Origin of the sequence: Gilvibacter sediminis, from assembly GCF_028561565.1 — a bacterium.
Taxonomy (GTDB): Bacteria; Bacteroidota; Bacteroidia; order Flavobacteriales; family Flavobacteriaceae; genus Gilvibacter; species Gilvibacter sediminis.
Window position 1 is genome coordinate 1,103,711 of the sequence record NZ_JAQQTE010000001.1, and the last position, 15,746, is coordinate 1,119,456.

The 15,746-nt window shown below is 38.1% G+C and carries 14 protein-coding genes and 1 tRNA gene; 8 read left to right on the top strand and 7 right to left on the bottom strand.

The window, feature by feature from the left end; genetic code table 11:
* Nucleotides 1-870 precede the first annotated feature (870 nt).
* Nucleotides 871-2,187 carry a site-specific integrase gene (locus POW22_RS05010; protein ID WP_272831529.1) on the top strand — a complete coding sequence of 439 codons (1,317 nt, stop codon included), beginning with the start codon at nt 871-873 and terminating at the stop codon, nt 2,185-2,187.
* Here the strand turns inward: POW22_RS05010 and POW22_RS05015 are convergent.
* Both POW22_RS05015 and POW22_RS05020 read right to left on the bottom strand, forming a co-directional pair.
* The gene (locus POW22_RS05015; RefSeq protein ID WP_272831530.1) at nt 2,184-2,864 is read right to left on the bottom strand and encodes a helix-turn-helix transcriptional regulator; all 681 of its coding nucleotides are present in this window, start codon (nt 2,862-2,864) and stop codon (nt 2,184-2,186) included. The genes POW22_RS05010 and POW22_RS05015 overlap by 4 nt on opposite strands.
* Before the next feature lie 267 nt (nt 2,865-3,131).
* On the bottom strand, nt 3,132-3,452 hold the full coding sequence (locus POW22_RS05020) for a hypothetical protein (protein ID WP_272831531.1): 321 nt from the start codon (nt 3,450-3,452) through the stop codon (nt 3,132-3,134).
* Between the two features lie 502 nt (nt 3,453-3,954).
* On the opposite strand from POW22_RS05020, the gene POW22_RS05025 reads away from it, so the two are divergent.
* Nucleotides 3,955-4,929 carry a hypothetical protein gene (locus tag POW22_RS05025; protein WP_272831532.1) on the top strand — a complete coding sequence of 325 codons (975 nt, stop codon included), beginning with the start codon at nt 3,955-3,957 and terminating at the stop codon, nt 4,927-4,929.
* Between the two features lie 545 nt (nt 4,930-5,474).
* Here POW22_RS05025 and POW22_RS05030 read toward each other — a convergent pair.
* The 5 genes from POW22_RS05030 to POW22_RS05050 all read right to left on the bottom strand — a co-directional run bounded on the left by POW22_RS05030 (nt 5,475) and on the right by POW22_RS05050 (nt 10,199).
* Nucleotides 5,475-6,305, bottom strand: coding sequence for a pPIWI-associating nuclease domain-containing protein (locus tag POW22_RS05030; protein ID WP_272831533.1), 831 nt, complete (start codon nt 6,303-6,305; stop codon nt 5,475-5,477).
* Between the two features lie 2 nt (nt 6,306-6,307).
* Complete coding sequence (locus POW22_RS05035; RefSeq protein ID WP_272831534.1) at nt 6,308-8,227, bottom strand: hypothetical protein; 1,920 nt, start codon at nt 8,225-8,227, stop codon at nt 6,308-6,310.
* Entirely contained in the window at nt 8,208-8,750 is a 543-nt protein-coding gene (locus POW22_RS05040; protein WP_272831535.1) for a hypothetical protein, read from the bottom strand. The genes POW22_RS05035 and POW22_RS05040 overlap by 20 nt, the downstream gene beginning before the upstream one ends.
* Nucleotides 8,747-9,970: a hypothetical protein gene (locus POW22_RS05045; RefSeq protein ID WP_272831536.1), complete on the bottom strand. Its 1,224-nt coding sequence runs from the start codon at nt 9,968-9,970 to the stop codon at nt 8,747-8,749. The genes POW22_RS05040 and POW22_RS05045 overlap by 4 nt, the downstream gene beginning before the upstream one ends.
* 156 nt (nt 9,971-10,126) lie before the next feature.
* Nucleotides 10,127-10,199 (bottom strand) — tRNA-Phe (locus tag POW22_RS05050).
* Between the two features lie 150 nt (nt 10,200-10,349).
* Between POW22_RS05050 and POW22_RS05055 the strand changes: the two genes are divergently transcribed.
* The 6 genes from POW22_RS05055 to POW22_RS05080 are packed head-to-tail and all read left to right on the top strand — an operon-like array spanning nt 10,350 to nt 15,732.
* On the top strand, nt 10,350-11,084 hold the full coding sequence (locus POW22_RS05055; protein WP_272831537.1) for a type III pantothenate kinase: 735 nt from the start codon (nt 10,350-10,352) through the stop codon (nt 11,082-11,084).
* Nucleotides 11,077-12,318, top strand: coding sequence for a BamG family beta-barrel-assembly machinery protein (locus tag POW22_RS05060; RefSeq protein WP_272831538.1), 1,242 nt, complete (start codon nt 11,077-11,079; stop codon nt 12,316-12,318). The genes POW22_RS05055 and POW22_RS05060 overlap by 8 nt, the downstream gene beginning before the upstream one ends.
* A gap of 19 nt (nt 12,319-12,337) precedes the next feature.
* Nucleotides 12,338-13,708, top strand: coding sequence for a hypothetical protein (locus tag POW22_RS05065; RefSeq protein WP_272831539.1), 1,371 nt, complete (start codon nt 12,338-12,340; stop codon nt 13,706-13,708).
* 32 nt (nt 13,709-13,740) lie between these two features.
* Nucleotides 13,741-14,289 (top strand): LPS export ABC transporter periplasmic protein LptC, encoded by a 549-nt coding sequence (lptC, locus tag POW22_RS05070; RefSeq protein ID WP_272831540.1) that lies wholly within the window; start codon nt 13,741-13,743, stop codon nt 14,287-14,289.
* A complete protein-coding gene (locus POW22_RS05075; protein ID WP_272831541.1) occupies nt 14,279-14,479 on the top strand; it encodes a hypothetical protein in 201 nt (66 codons plus the stop codon). Before lptC ends, POW22_RS05075 begins: the two co-directional genes overlap by 11 nt.
* Complete coding sequence (locus tag POW22_RS05080; protein ID WP_272831542.1) at nt 14,479-15,732, top strand: hemolysin family protein; 1,254 nt, start codon at nt 14,479-14,481, stop codon at nt 15,730-15,732. Before POW22_RS05075 ends, POW22_RS05080 begins: the two co-directional genes overlap by 1 nt.
* Nucleotides 15,733-15,746: the final 14 nt, after the last annotated feature.

Below are 15,746 nucleotides of genomic sequence, written 5' to 3' on the forward strand. Positions count from 1 at the left end.
AAGTTCCTTAAGTACCATTTTTGCAAATGCAAAACTCCACCGACTTCGGGTTGAGTTAACAGCGTGTTTACCTTTGCTAGCGACAGACTCTGTCTGGTGCTGAGAAAGCCAGGATTGTTTTGCTTCGCAAAACTTCCTTTAGCAGCCAAAGTTGCAAATGCAAACCTCACAGCCTACCGGCCGTGTTGCTTTTTTTACCGCTGCTAGCGACAGACTCTGTCTGGTGCTTAAAAAGCCAGGATTCTTTGGCCTACCGCCAAAGTTCCTTTGCTCCGCACTTCTGCAAATGCAAACCCTTACCGAACGATGTTTTGAAAAAACCAAACATCCTGTGGATGTTTGAGTAAGGAACCCGCGGTAGCGGCAGTCCAGGATTCATTTGCTGGCGCAAATGTTCCTTCGTTCCCACTACTGCAAATGCAAAACTCCACGGCCTACCGGCCGTGTTGCTTTTTTACCTCTGCTAGCGACAGACTCTGTCTGGTGCTTAAAAAGCCAGGATTCTTTGGCCTACCGCCAAAGTTCCTTTGGTAACCAAAGTTGCAAATGCAAAACTCCACCGCCTTCGGCGTTGAGTTTTTTTATACTCTTCCGCTTTCGCAAGCGAGCTTGCGACGCGTGCGAGCATAAAAAAACCCACTCTTCTCAGAGTGGGTTTTGCGCTTGTTGTGGTACCTCCAGTACTAAATTTAATTTCATGCTGTTACACAATAATTCATATAATACTTAATGACATTGCTATATATCCAGTGTTTAAAGGTGTTTTCAAAGATACTCTTTTTGAATTAAGATGAACACATGTGAAATATATTTGGCACTTTATTTGGCACTGATACTATTGAGTTGTAATTTTGATTAAACTATTTTTCCATGCCAAAAGGGAATCACAGAACTAAAGGAACGTTGCGCTTTGCTCTTAAGGAGCCAAGTTCAACAAAGGAATCTCCAATTCAATTGGATTACAGTTTGGGATCAACCCGAATAAGAAAAAGTACAGGTTATAAAATTCTTCCTGCCTATTGGGATCGAGACAAACAGCGAGTAAAGAATGTTATTAAGGCTGTTAGGAAGGATGAAATTAACCGAGAGTTAAATGACCTTGCCAATCACATCGAAGACGGAATTAGCGATCTAAGAAAAACTAAGGCTAATATTTCTAAGAAAGATGTTGAGTCTATTATAGAATCTTACAAGTCAGATGAAGAAGATGAAAAGGATTTAGGATTCTTCGAGCTGTTTGAGAAATTTATAGGACTTAAGGAGAAAATGCTTCCTCCAAATCGAGGGAGTAAGAATCAAACAGTTGAGGTTTACAAACAAGGGTTGAAATTTGTACAAGACTTTCAGAGGCAAACCTCATTTAAGGTAGATTTTAATACCATAGATTTAGACTTCTACGCATCATTTAGAAAGTACATGCAATCATTAAAAAAGAAGGACGGTACAAGTTATTCCTTAAATACGATTGGTAAACATCTTAAAACCCTAAAGACGTTTTTAAATTACGCCTCAAATAATGGTTACAATACCAACTTGAAATATAAAAGCCCTGAATTCAAAATTCTTAAAGAAGAGACAACAGCTGTTTACTTAACCAAAGAAGAGAAACGACTTCTTTTTGAGTATAACTACTGTAAATACCCTAAGCTAGAATTGGCAAGAGACATCTTTTTTATTGGCTGTGAGATTGGACAACGGGTATCAGATTACAACAATCTCTCGAAAGCAGAGATCGTCAAGATCGAAGGAAGAGACTTTTTCAAGATTCGTCAACAGAAGACGGGGCAAGAAGTATACTGTTTGATAACAGATGGGATAAGAAAGATCATGGATGATCGATATGATGGAAAACCTCCAAAATCGATACCCGATCAATACTTGAACAATTGGATTAAAGAGGCTGCTCAAATGTGCGGTATTGATAGTGAAATAAGATTTGAAAGAACAGAGGGAGGTAAAAGGAAAATATCAAAGGTTCCTAAATACGAGTTGATCTCATCTCATACAGCAAGAAGAACCTTTTGTACTCTTCTTTACAGCGAGGGGTTAAGTGTTCATTCAATCATGACTCAAAGTGGGCACAAAACGGAGCGAGAGTTTCTAAACTACATCCGAGTTTCTAAGGAGCAAGAGGTTGCTCAAATAACGCAACAAGAAGAGTTTAAAAAAGCCTTTCTGTCGGTTTAGTTTCCTTTGGCATAGGCTTCAATATCAGATCGTAAAAACCTAACGCTACGCGCACCTACTGTATTTACTCTGGATATGTGACCATTTTCTTCAAGATTATAGATTTGTCGACGAGTCACTTTTAAATATTCAGCTACCTCGTTTATGGTCATTAACTCACTTTTACCGTTTCCTGAGTTCCGAGTATTTTCTTGATTGCTTGAATTGAGTTTCCAATCTATCATCAATTCAATTTCCTCAGCAAAATGATCTTCTGCTAATTCTTTCAATTGAACAATAAGCCTTTTGTATAATTCTGCGTATTCGAAGTAATAATCGTAGGCTATTAACTTCCACGGTGAAGCGGAATGTTCTTCTCTGAAACTATGTTCATTCTGAATTTTGGTTTTCCAAATCTCACGTTGTTTGCTGATTCCTTGTAGATGATTTTCAACGATTGAAAACGAGGTTTTGTCCATGCGTAAGATTTCATCTTTAGCATCATGAAGCAAGGTTTCCATTTGAGCTGTTTGTCTCAATAGGAAGAAGGAATGAAAGTTCTTCTGGTGGGCATTATCAAGTGTGTCAATTGACCCAGCTGATAGGTTGTTTTCTTTGAGGTATTGATTAAACTCATTGAGAAACAGCCTCTCAAATTTGTGGTAGTTAAAAAGACTTTTGATTTCGCCCATATTCATGCTGTGAAAGTATGAAAATCTTATCAATAGAATTTTTAATGGGTAATGACATAAGCACATCCCTAATGAAGCCAACAAACACAGTTGTTTGTAGTGAATATCCTTTTTGAAAACAGAGCAATTTGTCTGTCAAACTCGAAGGTAGTGTTGAGGTGGCTCGGATTATCCAAGTTGCTTTCAAATGAGGCTCTAAGATCGATTTTAAAGCAACAATGAGGTTGGTTATCAATCCTGACATAAAAAGGGCTTAAAACGCCTTATTTTAGCTTAGGAGGATTGTTTGGGTTTTCTCCAAAAGATTGCGAACATAACAATACTAATACTCCAGATTAAGAGCTGATAAAAGTGACTAATATCACTTGCAATAGCAATAGCTGTTGCGATTGGAATAATATGTATTTGCCACTTCTTAGAAATTACAATGACATTCTTAAAAAACTCTATGAAATAGATTTTCGAAAGTGATTCGATCATCTCTTTTTTCTTGTCACGAATATGCTGTTTTGAATATGGCAAAGGTTCAGCAACAATACCACAGGCAATAAGAAGAAAAAGGAGGTAAAGACAAAAGGCAATAAAATATTTCATAGTTGAATGTTTTTACTGTTCAGTCCCTTAACAGATAGTATAAAATGAATCAGCGTGGGACTTACAGCTTACCGAGAGACTAGGATCGCCAGACCCCAAACCACAATAAACCAGCCCACGCCTTTGCATGAGCGTCGATCTATTGTTCTAGTGGTTTAATTAAACTGGCGATTTAGTCTCCCTTGAACAACAGCTAACGCTGAATTTTATGTCTTGTAAATAAAAATTACTACGTCAATTTTCTCAGTTCTATAACTGCAAAATTGAATGAACGAATTTAACTAAAATATTGCTGTTGAGATTTAATTTGAAAAAGTTCTGGTTAATTCGATGGAGAATGAGACCCCACCCCTTTGTAGAATCGTTTTTCTTTTTGTCGGGGGTGTTTAATTATCAAGGGTTGCTTCTTGTTTTGAGCAAAATAGATTAAATTAGTTGGATTGGATTAATTGTATTAAACAAGGAAGGAAATAAAAACTCCTACAACATGTAAAACAAAAACATGATAACCAATTTACCCAGCGCTGAAGATTATAAAGATGTTGCATTTGAATGTCTAATACAGGCCTATAAAAGCATATGTAAAGTAGATAATGAAGAGCTTGAGGAAGGAGTTGATCGTGCGGATATTTGGGATTACAATGAGATTGTTCTAAAAACATCCGTTATTCTGACCCATCAGGCTATTGAAGCATTATTGAAATCAAAGATAACAGAACAAACTCCAATATTATTGATTGAACAAAAAAGAGAATATTGGAAAACTCTACCTAATAGCGATGATGTAGACTTTGCGAGTTTATATACCATATCAGGTCAGGAGTTAATAAGAACATTTTTTGCTACCGTTGCTCCTGATCAATATGGTCAGGACTTGGTGAATCATTGTGAAGAAGTTCGGTTATTAAGAAATAAATTAGTTCATGGAATAGGAGCTGATAAGTTAGTTCCTGAGCCTGTCTTAATACTTATTCTAAAAACGTTTAGTTTGTTATGCGGAAAAGATTCTTTTTGGTTGGCATTAGCGGATAAATTTTATGATCATCCTGCTCAATTTGAAGGTGAACCAATCTTTGTTTTCGGTCCAGCAGAACACTATATTCATCTAGATTATTTGGAGGCATTGTTGGGTAGAGGCGAAATGAATAGGCACTTCAAACATGATTTTAAAGCAAGAAGGTATCTGTGTCCAGATTGTACTGGAGCTGAGGGAGTGTTGGTGACACAAGACGGACAGGCTGACTTATATCCAAAATTTAGATATACTTTTTTAAGACCCAACGAGCCTACATCAACTAATGTTAACTGTTTAGTATGTCATCAAGATTTTGAGGTCGAAAGAAATGACTGCAACAAAGAAGGATGTCAAGGAAATGTAATTTTTATAAATCGAGAAGAAGAAGATATTGATGAAGAAACTGGAGAGGTTTATGTAGAAGCAACTAAATTTTGTCTAACATGTTTCGAAACACAATAAAGACAAATTAAAAGGTAGTTATATAGTATATATATTAAGTATATAATGACTTAATATTGTAATTACGCTATAAGGAACAGGGTACAGGAATCCCTAAGAAATTAGGGACTTTTCCTTTTAAGCACATTGAAGTAATTTCGCTCTCAGTGTACAGGCTAGAGTACTAGAACTGCCAAACAATGTACTCATTTCGGGCTTCTTCGGTCACAGTTTTTATACCAACAGTTGTGATCCCTTTTAGGTGTTCCCTTAGTCTACCTCGAACCTCATTTCTTTTCTTAGGTTCATTTTCGCTCTAATATCTGTTGCCGAAAACAGAGTCTCGACATATAAAAACAACAGACTTGTGAGAGCTTTTGCAATTTTGAGATAATTGCGAAACTCCTATATAAGATACGAAATATTTTTGTCAAATCCTGAAATGAAGCTGTGAGGGAAGGAAGCTGTGAGGTATTGATTTTACTGGTGATTAGGAGCGTTGAAATTTAATAGCAGAAAATAATTCCAATTCTTCGTTCTAGATTACAGTGAATTTCTTCTAATATTTACTCATACCATGAGTCTGTATTAACTTCTAAAAACTCAAACTCGAACTCTTCTAATGGGAAGGTATCGACTATCGCATAATTAATCATACCAGAAAATGGAAATGATACATTTAAATCTAGACCATCATCTCTTTTTCTTTCTTCTTTAGATCCGTATTCTAAAGTGGTCATCAACTCTCCAATGAACTCAACCTTGATTTCAGAGCAATTAACCTCATTTACTCTATAATCACCGAGGACGGCGTATTTTACAATGTGCGTAGGTGCTAATGGCGCTAGGTCTTCGATATGATTAAAAATTAATTTTGTGAGGACTTGACTGTCTATCGTATTTCTCAACGTTAACTTTAAGTTGTTTCTATGTTCGACAATAGTATTGGCGAAGTCGGCAAAAACATCTAAAACTTCTTTGCTCTTTGAAGCTACCTCTTTCTTTGGAATGTCGAATACTTCTGGATTAATATGAGTGTATTTACTCAAAGAAGAAATTGTTTCTTTAGTCTTTTTAATTACTCTTAATGTGTCCTCTGGATTAATTCCAATCTTGCTCAATAAGTTCTCTGAGAGGCCTCCTTGAATAGAATACTTAATCCTTTGAGCTCTAGTTGGTCTAGTTTGATCTTCTTCAAGTTCAAACCATTCACAGGACTCAATTTTATCATCTGGGGCTAAAGAGTGCAAAAAGTGTCGAGAAAGCTCTCTTATCGCATAAGCGAAGTTGTTATACCTTAGTTTATTTTCAGGTTCAATTAAGTTTTTGAGTGCTGATTCGAAAAGAGCTAATTGAAATTCAGATTTTAGGATTTTTTTAATTTCTGGTATTCTCACTTCTAATTGATTACATCATAAGTTCGTTTCTGAAGAAGCCTGTTCTGTTTTGTTATCCTCTGGAAAACTTTACTGTCCATTTCTTTAGGGTATTTGTTTTGGCCAGTTGTAAGTATAATCTGAGCTTCTTGGATCCCAGTTTGATCTGTTCCAATTTCATTAATTAATCTCAGCATTTTAATTAAGTCATTGTCATCGATACCCATGTTTTCTGGAGTGTCTATTAGCAAGAACTTGGGGTATTTGATATTGAAAGTCAGGGATAAATCTAAAAGAGTGAAAAAGTACATTAATCTTTTACTCACATTGGAACTAGCCTCTTTATAAGCACCAGAATTAATTATTGGCATATAGTCGTCTGGCGAAATTCGAGCAGAACGACAATCATAAAGAGCCTTTTCCATGAGCGAGAAGTATTTTTTGTTGAAATTAGCTATTACGCTGTCCATACTTTTTCCAGCTTCATTCTTAAGTGACTCAAGGTCTCTCTTTATCGATTGAATTTTTAATTCAATTGAGTTCTTTTGCTCATCAAGAGAAGCCCTTTTTTCTTCAATTTTTATTTGTTGCCTATAACCCGTTATCGCTTTTTCTAGATTAATGATTTTGTTATTTATCTCCTTTAGCTCTTGGTTTTTTACAATTTTTCTTCCGCGTACTAATTGATTAATTTCTGTTTTTTGCTCAGCTAACCTCATGTCGAAGAGGGCAATTTTCGTATCCAGTGATCTTATATCTTCACTATATGACTCCAAAGCTTGATTTACTGTGTCAATGTTCTTTTGTTTTGACTTTAAGATATTGAAGTATTCTTCCTTTGAATAAAAAAACTTCTGATATTGTTCGTCCGTCACAGTGTTACCGCAAATACATGTATTTTTTTCTCTTTTAGCTTTCTGCAAGCAATAGGGGCAAGTATCAGGTGAGAAAAGATCAAGTCTTTCATTGGCAATCATTATTTTTTTCATTTGAGTCACCTCAAGTATGAGATCTTCGTGTAGTCGACTTACTTTTCGGTAGTCTAGAACCAACGATTTTTTTTCTTGCTTTAACTTAAGAAGTTGTTCTTCTCTTTGGATATAGCTCCTTCTTTTGGAAGAAATGATTTCTGTATTAGACTTTGAAGATTCAACATTTGAGTTTATTGATTCTCGATAATCCTCTAACCTTATCAACTGATCTATTAGCTCTTGAAGCTCGTTCTTAAGGGTGAATACATTTTTTGAATCATAAAGTTCAGTACTGTCCAGGTTTATACTATCAAAGTTTGAAATTAAACCGTTTAGCGCTGTTCGCTCGTTCAATGCCTTGCGGTAATCAGCGTTCTTTGTGTAGTATTCTTCAAACGAATTACCGGTTAGGATTTCAAAAATTGCTTTTTTAAGGATTGCTGAATCTGTTATGAAATTTTCACTGTCTGGGCGCTTGTATATTCGATCTGAGGAGGTGTTCTGATCATGGTAAAACAGCCTCGCTAAATCATAAAAGTTTATTTTATAAAATTCTGTTCCCTGATAAATATCTACAACCTTAATGTTTAGCTTATTCAATATCCAATCGGAAAAAGTAAAATCTTTTTTTGGCCCTCTATTTACAGGCAGAGATTGGACTTCATCTGTGCCTACGATATTTATTTCGTTTTTATAGAAATATCTTGACAATACAAAAGGCTCATCATCTATTTCGATAGTTAATTCTACATAATTTGAATTATCATCTGTTATCTGTTTATGCTCGTTAATGTTGTCTTTTTTGAACCATTTTACATTACCTCCAAATCCGAAGTAAATGAGACTAGAAAAGGTGGTTTTTCCTGAACCATTTTCTCCTTCGAGTATATTGATTCCTTTAGTTAGTATGGGGGACTCATACAAGTAATCAGAACCAATATATTTGACTTGTTTAATTAATAAGTTCTTCATTTATAACGCCATGTTTATAATACAGTTCTTGTAGCATGTTACCTATATCCAAAATGGAAATTCTTTGTACAACGGATTTCAGTCTTTTCATATTTTCTCGTTCGATTTTAAACATACTACCTCGAAGAAAATCAGATGAAACTTTTTCCTTATTTAGTGCAATATTCAATTTGTCTAACTTCCTATTCCGAACAATCAAATAGTCTTCATTTGTAAGTGTAAAAACAAGTTGATTGATTGTCTTTAATCTCAGGAGCGAATTCGTAAATGATTGATTTAATAAATCCCTGTCAATTTCGTTGATAATTTCTCCCTCAACACTTTGATTTTCAATGATGTCAATCAATTTACTGTCCGACACAAAATCAATTAAAAACGAAAGCTTTCGATGATCTTTTAATGCACTTTTATCATTAACGCAACCTAGAGAATTTAAAATGATGAAAATATTGTAAGTGAGAAAGTTGTAATCCTCTCTCAATATGAACATCATCCGTTTTTTTAATAGTATATCGTCGCTCATGAATCAAATGCTAAATAACAGCTGTCTATAAATTCAATAAAAAGTTCAAAAATAATTCCTCGACGTTCAACACCATAGTCAAACTGCCTCTTGAGATCGTCAAATTCTACCGAGCATTCTTTTTGAATTTTATCTATAATTGACTCTATTTCAACCTCGGTAAATGTAGCAGTTGTTCTCTTCGATATTATTTCATCAAGACGTCTGTCGCAAAAGGCGAAAATTCGATACTTAAGTGCTAAGTATTTAGGGGAATTTTTAACCTTGCTTTCCGCCACTTTTGCCATAGCTGCCGTTCGATCAAGATGTTTTAGTTTTAATTTGCTATACTCAGGGCAAACGTCTAGAATTTTATCGGTTAAATTTCGAGTATCGGTTGGCTTGTCTATCTGTTCCCAAAGCTTAAAAACTGGGTCTATCTCCAAAGCTGTTGTTTGATAGATGGCGTCATTGAAAACTACTTTGATATCTGACAGTGATACTATTCTAAAATACTTGCTGTCTTTTAAGGTCTTTTTTTCGATCAAATCGACAAGCCCTGACTTAATTAGTTCTTCCTTATCTTGATCGTCGTATTTACTGTAAAGTCTTGATGTTTTGATTTTTTCAAGAACAATTTTGTCAAGTTCTTCCACCGATGTGAATCCAAATACCCAATTAATTTGGTTAAGAAATCCAGTCCAAGATTCATCTGAAACCCCTTTTAAAGCTGAAATCGTTTTTGCCGCTTCAGGGTTGGTAGAGTAGTTTTCTTTGTAATAGTCAAAGACAATTTTCTTAACAATCGGGCTAACTTTTTTTATCCTTTCGGAGTCAGAACTTGCTAGTTCTTTAAGAATAGAGACTCCTTTTGGAAGTTCGATTTGCAGTTTTTTAATTCGAGAAGTACTCTTTTCTTTACCAACCTTATTGGTGCTTAAAAAACAAAAACTGAGTTCGGCAGAAAGTTGATTGTCCACCCATATTTCGATAAAACTTGAGAACGAATTTAATATCTCTTCAGTGTTCAGAGTGAATTTTGTCTCTGGATCATAGTCTTTGTTCTGCTCAAATAATTCTCCTTCTCCAGAGACCTTGTAAACGTCTTCTAAAATCTCAACCGCAACGCCAATTTCATCATCGTTAGGTGAAGCTTCAATATGATCTAAAATGTGGACAATGGCCCTTAGTTTCTGCAATCGCATTGCCTGAAACAAGTCCTTAGCTTCTCTCTTTATCATTAAGTAAACTGTAATGTCCTAGGGGAGGTTGATCGGACGGTTAATACAAACTTAAGAATAATTAAGTTTAATATAAAATTGACCCTAATTCTGACACCGTTTTAAAACAAGAAAACCGCAATATCCTTTTAATCAGATATATGCGGTTTTTCTATGTGGTACCTCCAGGAATCGAACCAGGGACACACGGATTTTCAGTCCGTTGCTCTACCAACTGAGCTAAGGTACCATCGCTAAAAGCGGAGGCAAATATAATCCTTATTTGGATTGTACAAAACATAAAGTTAAAAAATTTGACGTTTTTGGGCTGAGGTTTTTAGCAATGGATTAACAGTTGGTTCTGTATCAGAATTGTACATTTACCGCTTTAGTCCTCACAATGAATCTTATTGTAGACATAGGAAATACGCGAACTAAATTTGCCGTGTTCCACGATGGAGCCCTGCAAGAGTTGAAGTTCGCAGACCAGGGAGCAGAGCCCAAGGTTCTGGATGAGCTGTTGGAAAACTATCCGCAGCTAGATAAAGCCATACTTTCTGCTACGGGACATATTCCGGATCCGCTTTACAATAAACTCAATCAATCCTTGGCGCTGATTCCGCTGAGTCATCATTTGCTTTTGCCATTTCAAAACAAATACGCCACCCCAGAGACTTTGGGCTTGGATCGTATTGCGCTTATGGCTGCAGCTGTGAAGCATTGTCCGGGGCAAAATGTTCTGGTAATTGATACGGGAACCTGTGTGACCTTTGATATTCTTGAGGCCGATGGAAGCTACCACGGAGGGGCCATAGCTCCAGGACTACGCATGCGCTATGAGGCCATGCATCAGTTTACGGCCAAGCTTCCGCTTTTGGAGCCCAAGGCCCTAGAAACCTACCAAGGCAGCTCTACAGCTGATGCGATGCACGCGGGAGCATTTCGGGGTCTTGTTCATGAATTGAACGGGGCGATAGACGAGACTAAAGCCCGCTTTGACGATTTAACAGTGATTTTAACAGGAGGAGATGCTCAAATCTTGCGAGATCACTTAAAAAATGGCATATTTGCCAACTCAAATTTTTTGTTGGAAGGCCTAGACTTCCTTCTCGAATTGAATGCTTTACATGAATAGATGCTTCCTAATAGCAGTTTGTTTGCTGCTTAGTTTTAGTGCTGTTTCTCAAAACAACACTGCTTCTCCTTATTCATTTGGTGGAATTGGTTTGATCAAATTCCGCGGAACTGTTGATCTGGAATCTATGGGGGGCATGAGTGTGTTTTCTGATAGCATTCACACCAACGTAATGAATCCTGCGACTTACGCGAACCTGCGCTACACCAACTATTCCGTTGGAGGGCAGTTCAATAGCACGAACCTGGAGGAAGACGGTAACAAAGAAAAAACGCAGATCACTTCATTAGACTATGTGATCATTGGCGTGCCTATGGGTAAATTTGGAGCCAGTTTTGGACTCTATCCTTACAGTGCCGTAGGATACGATCTGGAAAATACTACGGACACCCAACTCAATAGGTTTACTGGAACGGGAGGACTGACCAAAGTTTACCTCGGTTTAGGTTATAATCTATTTGATGGCTTTAACGTGGGTGTTGAGGCGCAGTATAATTTTGGAAACATCAGAAATCAAGGCTTGTTCAACGATACAGGCATTCAGTTTGGAACCCAAGAGGTAAACCGATCTGATATCTCTGGTTTGAACTTTGTGCTCGGCGCACATTATATAAAGGCCATTAACGAGAAGCTGGAATTACAAGCCAGCCTGACCTATACACCAAGTAGTGATCTAACGGTTTCTAACTTTAGAGAGATCGCAACAGTGCTAGTAACTGAAACCGGAGGTATTGGAGGTGCGGAGATCACTGAAGTAAGTGTTCAAGATTCCGAAATTCAGTTCCCAAGCCGTTTGAGTTTTGGTGCAGGTGTTGGAGAAAAGAACAAATGGTTTGTGGGTGGTGAATACATCAGCCAAGGCACTGGAGTGCTCAACAACAGAAGCTTTGACTTACCAAACATTACCTATCAAGATGCAACCAAGATTCGTCTGGGAGGATTTTACGTTCCTAAATACAATTCATTGACAAGTTACTGGAGCCGAGTGACATACCGCGCTGGTGTTCGTTTTGAAGACACCGGTATCGTTGTGGCTGGAGAGGGCATTAATGAGTTTGGCATGTCTTTTGGATTAGGATTCCCAGTTGGACGACGCATTTCGAATATAAACCTCGGAGTAGAGCTTGGAAGACGCGGTACAACCGACTTCCAATTGGTTCAGGAAAATTTCGTAAATGTGTTTATTAGCTTATCTTTGAACGATAAGTGGTTCATTAAGAGAAAATATGATTAACCAGAGAAATAAAAGAGCGATGAAAACTAGACTAACAGTAGCGTTAGTAGCGTTACTTACTATGAGTAGCTTGAGCGTAAACGCACAGCTAAGTGCAGAGGATTGCGCCACTACTGGATCTGTATTTTATGAAAGCGCAAAAGTAGGGAACTACGATGCCGCTTACGAGCCTTTTATGCAATTGCGTAAGGATTGTCCAAAATGGAGTTTGGCTCTTTACCAATTGGGTGAGAAGCTATTGAAAGATAGAATCAAAAAAGGAGTTAATAAGGCTGCAGATGTTGCTGACCTTATGAAGTTGTATGAAGAGCGTATGACGCATTTCCCATCTAAGACCAAGAAAGGTGACGTAATGGGAGATATCGCTCAGTTGAAGTACGACAATAAAATGGGAACTACTATGGAGCAGTTCAAAGCCTTTGATATGGCAGAGAAGACTGACTCTAAGAACTTCACCAGTCCAAAGCAATTATACATCTACTTCAATTTGGCAACTGAGCTTGTTGATAAGAATGAAATGCCTTTGGAAGACTACTTTGAGCTTTACGATCTATTGATCTCAAAGATTGAAGGTAAGGAAAGTGATATGGCAAAGATCATCTCTACTTTAGGAGAGAAAGAAGAAGCCGGTACTATTACTTCTAAAGAGTCTAAGAAACTAAAAGCTGCTAGCAAGAACTCAGAAAGCTACGGAAAGATCAAGGGATCTATCAACACTTTGTTGGGTCAGCGTGCAGATTGTGAGAACTTGGTTCCACTATATGAAAAGCAATTTGAAGAGCGTAAAGGAGACATCAAGTGGGTACGCGTTGCTGCAGGTCGTTTGAGTGCTAAAGACTGTAACGATGGAGATATTTTCTTCCGATTGGTGCAGCAACTGCACAACCTAGAGCCTTCTGCTAAGTCTGCATTTTACTTAGGTAAATTGGCAGAGAAAGACGGAAACAGTACGCAAGCTTTAGAATACTACAACCAGTCTGCTGAGTTGGAAACCAACCCAAGCGATCAGGCTAAAGTATACTATCAGATCGCAGAGAACTTCCGGAAGAAAGGAAGCTTTGGTAAAGCTAGAACTTACTACAACAAGGCCCTTGAGGTGAAGCCATCTATGGGAATCTGCTACTTGCGCATCGCTAAGATGTACGCAGACAGTGCTAACAACTGTGGTACTGATGTATTCTCTAAGCGTGCTGTATACTGGAAGGCTGCCGATATGGCTCGTAAAGCCGGACGTGTAGACGGTTCATTGGCTGGAACAGCCAACGCTACTGCATCTTCTTACCAAGGACGTGCACCGAGCAAGCAAGACATTTTCACCAGCGGACGTGCAGGAGAGACCATCTCTTTTGGATGTTGGATGGGAGGATCAGTGAAAGTTCCTAGTCTATAAGGATGTCATTGACAAATAAAAACTTAAGAGGCGTGATCGCAGTGTTAGCTGTGATCGCGCTTTTTTCATGTCAGGAAGACTTCGACAAGGTCAGAAACATCAATCTGGCCAGCGAGGATCCTGTAGGCATTGGTGAGAACGCCAATGCCATCCACACCGATTCTGGAAAGGTGGTGGCCAATCTTTTGGCTCCCAAATTGCTAGACTACAGCAATCGAAAATTCTCCTACTCTGAATTTCCAGATGGAGTGACCGTCTACTTTTATGAAGACGATAAAAAGAGTACCATTACTGCAGATTACGCCATTCGATACGATCAAACCGGTTTGGTGGATATGCGCGGCAATGTGGTGTTGATCACTTCAGACAGCACCCAACTTTTGGCAGATCAGGTCTATTGGGATCAGAATGACAGTTGGATCTTTTCCGATCAGCCTTACCGAATTAAATTCAACGACGGTTCCTACAACGACGGAAGCAGTTTTGATTCTAACAAAGATTTCACGACCTTTCTGTCACGTAAGAACACTGGCGTACAACTCATAGAAAACGAAAATCCTCCAGAAGACGATGGGATCTAAAATCTTTCAACTTTTTGAATACGTGTATTTGGCTATGGCTGCCTTTTCAATTTACTTGGTAGTTATCAACTGGGAAGTAGACCGAGGTCGCGCGTACATGTTCGGGATGTTTGCTGTTGTCGCGGTGTTTATGTTCTTCTTCAGACGCAAGTTCAGGCGTAAGATGGAAGACCACAAGCGCAACCAATAATGGAGATCACACTGCTCATTATTCTTGTTTCGATCTTGCTATCTGCATTCTTCTCAGGAATGGAGATCGCCTATATTTCATCGAACAAAATCCACATAGAGATAGAAAAGAAGCAGAACGACTTTATGGCCGGACTGCTCAAAAGAATCACCAAAAGACCCTCTAAATTCATTGCGACCATGCTGGTGGGCAACAATATTGCCTTGGTGGTCTATGGATTCTATATGGGAGATCTCTTGGTAGAACTGGTCCCCATTGAAGGGCCAGGGAAACTGCTTTTACACACCCTGATCTCAACAATCGTGATTTTGATCACTGCGGAGTTTTTGCCCAAAGTATTCTTCCAAGTCTATGCCAATACCTTTGTAAAGCTCTTTGCGCTACCCGCATATATTTTCTATTTGCTCTTCTCGGTTATTTCTGAGTTTGTGATCTGGATCTCAGACTTGGTGTTGAAGTATATTTTTAGAACAGAGGGCGATGCGGTTCAGATGAGTTTTTCCAAAACAGAGCTGGGTAATTATATCTCGGAGCAAATGGAGATCGTCAATGAGGATGATGACATCGATACGGAGATTCAGATCTTTCAAAATGCGCTAGAATTCTCTGAAGTAAAATCTAGAGAGGTCATGGTGCCGCGTACAGAAATTGAGGCGGTAGATATCTCGACCTCCACCGAAGATCTCACAGAGACCTTTGTAAATACAGGTTATTCCAAGATATTGATCTATAAAGAGAATATTGACAATATTGTGGGCTACGTCCACTCTTTTGATCTGTTCAAAAAGCCACAGAACATCAAAAAAGTATTGATGCCGGTAATCTTTGTGCCAGAGACCATGTTGGTCAAAGACGTCTTGAACATTTTGACCAAAAAGCGTAAAAGTATTGCAGTGGTCTTGGATGAATATGGCGGAACTTCTGGGATGATGACCGTTGAAGATATTGTTGAAGAGCTCTTTGGAGAGATCCAAGATGAGCATGACAGCGATGATCTCCACGAGGAAGTTCTGGCAGAGGGTCACTACAAATTCTCTGCCCGTTTGGAAGTGGATTACATCAACGAAACTCACAAAATTGGACTGCCAGAACACGACGATTTTGAAACCCTGGGCGGAATGATCGTTTACTACACAGAAGGGATTCCACAGCAGGGAGACAGCCTGCGCATTGAGCAATTCCAAGTAGACATCCTAGAGGTGTCTAACACCAAAATTGAATTGGTCGAAATAAAACTCTTAGAGGAAGACTGATTTTTGGTCAAAAA

What these genes read in the sequence shown, in the direction of transcription:
- POW22_RS05010 (WP_272831529.1), top strand. Translation starts at nt 871, where the DNA reads ATGCCAAAAGGGAATCACAGAACTAAAGGAACGTTGCGCTTTGCTCTT.
- POW22_RS05015 (WP_272831530.1), bottom strand. Translation starts at nt 2,864, where the DNA reads ATGAATATGGGCGAAATCAAAAGTCTTTTTAACTACCACAAATTTGAG.
- POW22_RS05020 (WP_272831531.1), bottom strand. Translation starts at nt 3,452, where the DNA reads ATGAAATATTTTATTGCCTTTTGTCTTTACCTCCTTTTTCTTCTTATT.
- POW22_RS05025 (WP_272831532.1), top strand. Translation starts at nt 3,955, where the DNA reads ATGATAACCAATTTACCCAGCGCTGAAGATTATAAAGATGTTGCATTT.
- POW22_RS05035 (WP_272831534.1), bottom strand. Translation starts at nt 8,227, where the DNA reads ATGAAGAACTTATTAATTAAACAAGTCAAATATATTGGTTCTGATTAC.
- POW22_RS05040 (WP_272831535.1), bottom strand. Translation starts at nt 8,750, where the DNA reads ATGAGCGACGATATACTATTAAAAAAACGGATGATGTTCATATTGAGA.
- POW22_RS05045 (WP_272831536.1), bottom strand. Translation starts at nt 9,970, where the DNA reads ATGATAAAGAGAGAAGCTAAGGACTTGTTTCAGGCAATGCGATTGCAG.
- POW22_RS05055 (WP_272831537.1), top strand. Translation starts at nt 10,350, where the DNA reads ATGAATCTTATTGTAGACATAGGAAATACGCGAACTAAATTTGCCGTG.
- POW22_RS05060 (WP_272831538.1), top strand. Translation starts at nt 11,077, where the DNA reads ATGAATAGATGCTTCCTAATAGCAGTTTGTTTGCTGCTTAGTTTTAGT.
- POW22_RS05065 (WP_272831539.1), top strand. Translation starts at nt 12,338, where the DNA reads ATGAAAACTAGACTAACAGTAGCGTTAGTAGCGTTACTTACTATGAGT.
- POW22_RS05075 (WP_272831541.1), top strand. Translation starts at nt 14,279, where the DNA reads ATGGGATCTAAAATCTTTCAACTTTTTGAATACGTGTATTTGGCTATG.
- POW22_RS05080 (WP_272831542.1), top strand. Translation starts at nt 14,479, where the DNA reads ATGGAGATCACACTGCTCATTATTCTTGTTTCGATCTTGCTATCTGCA.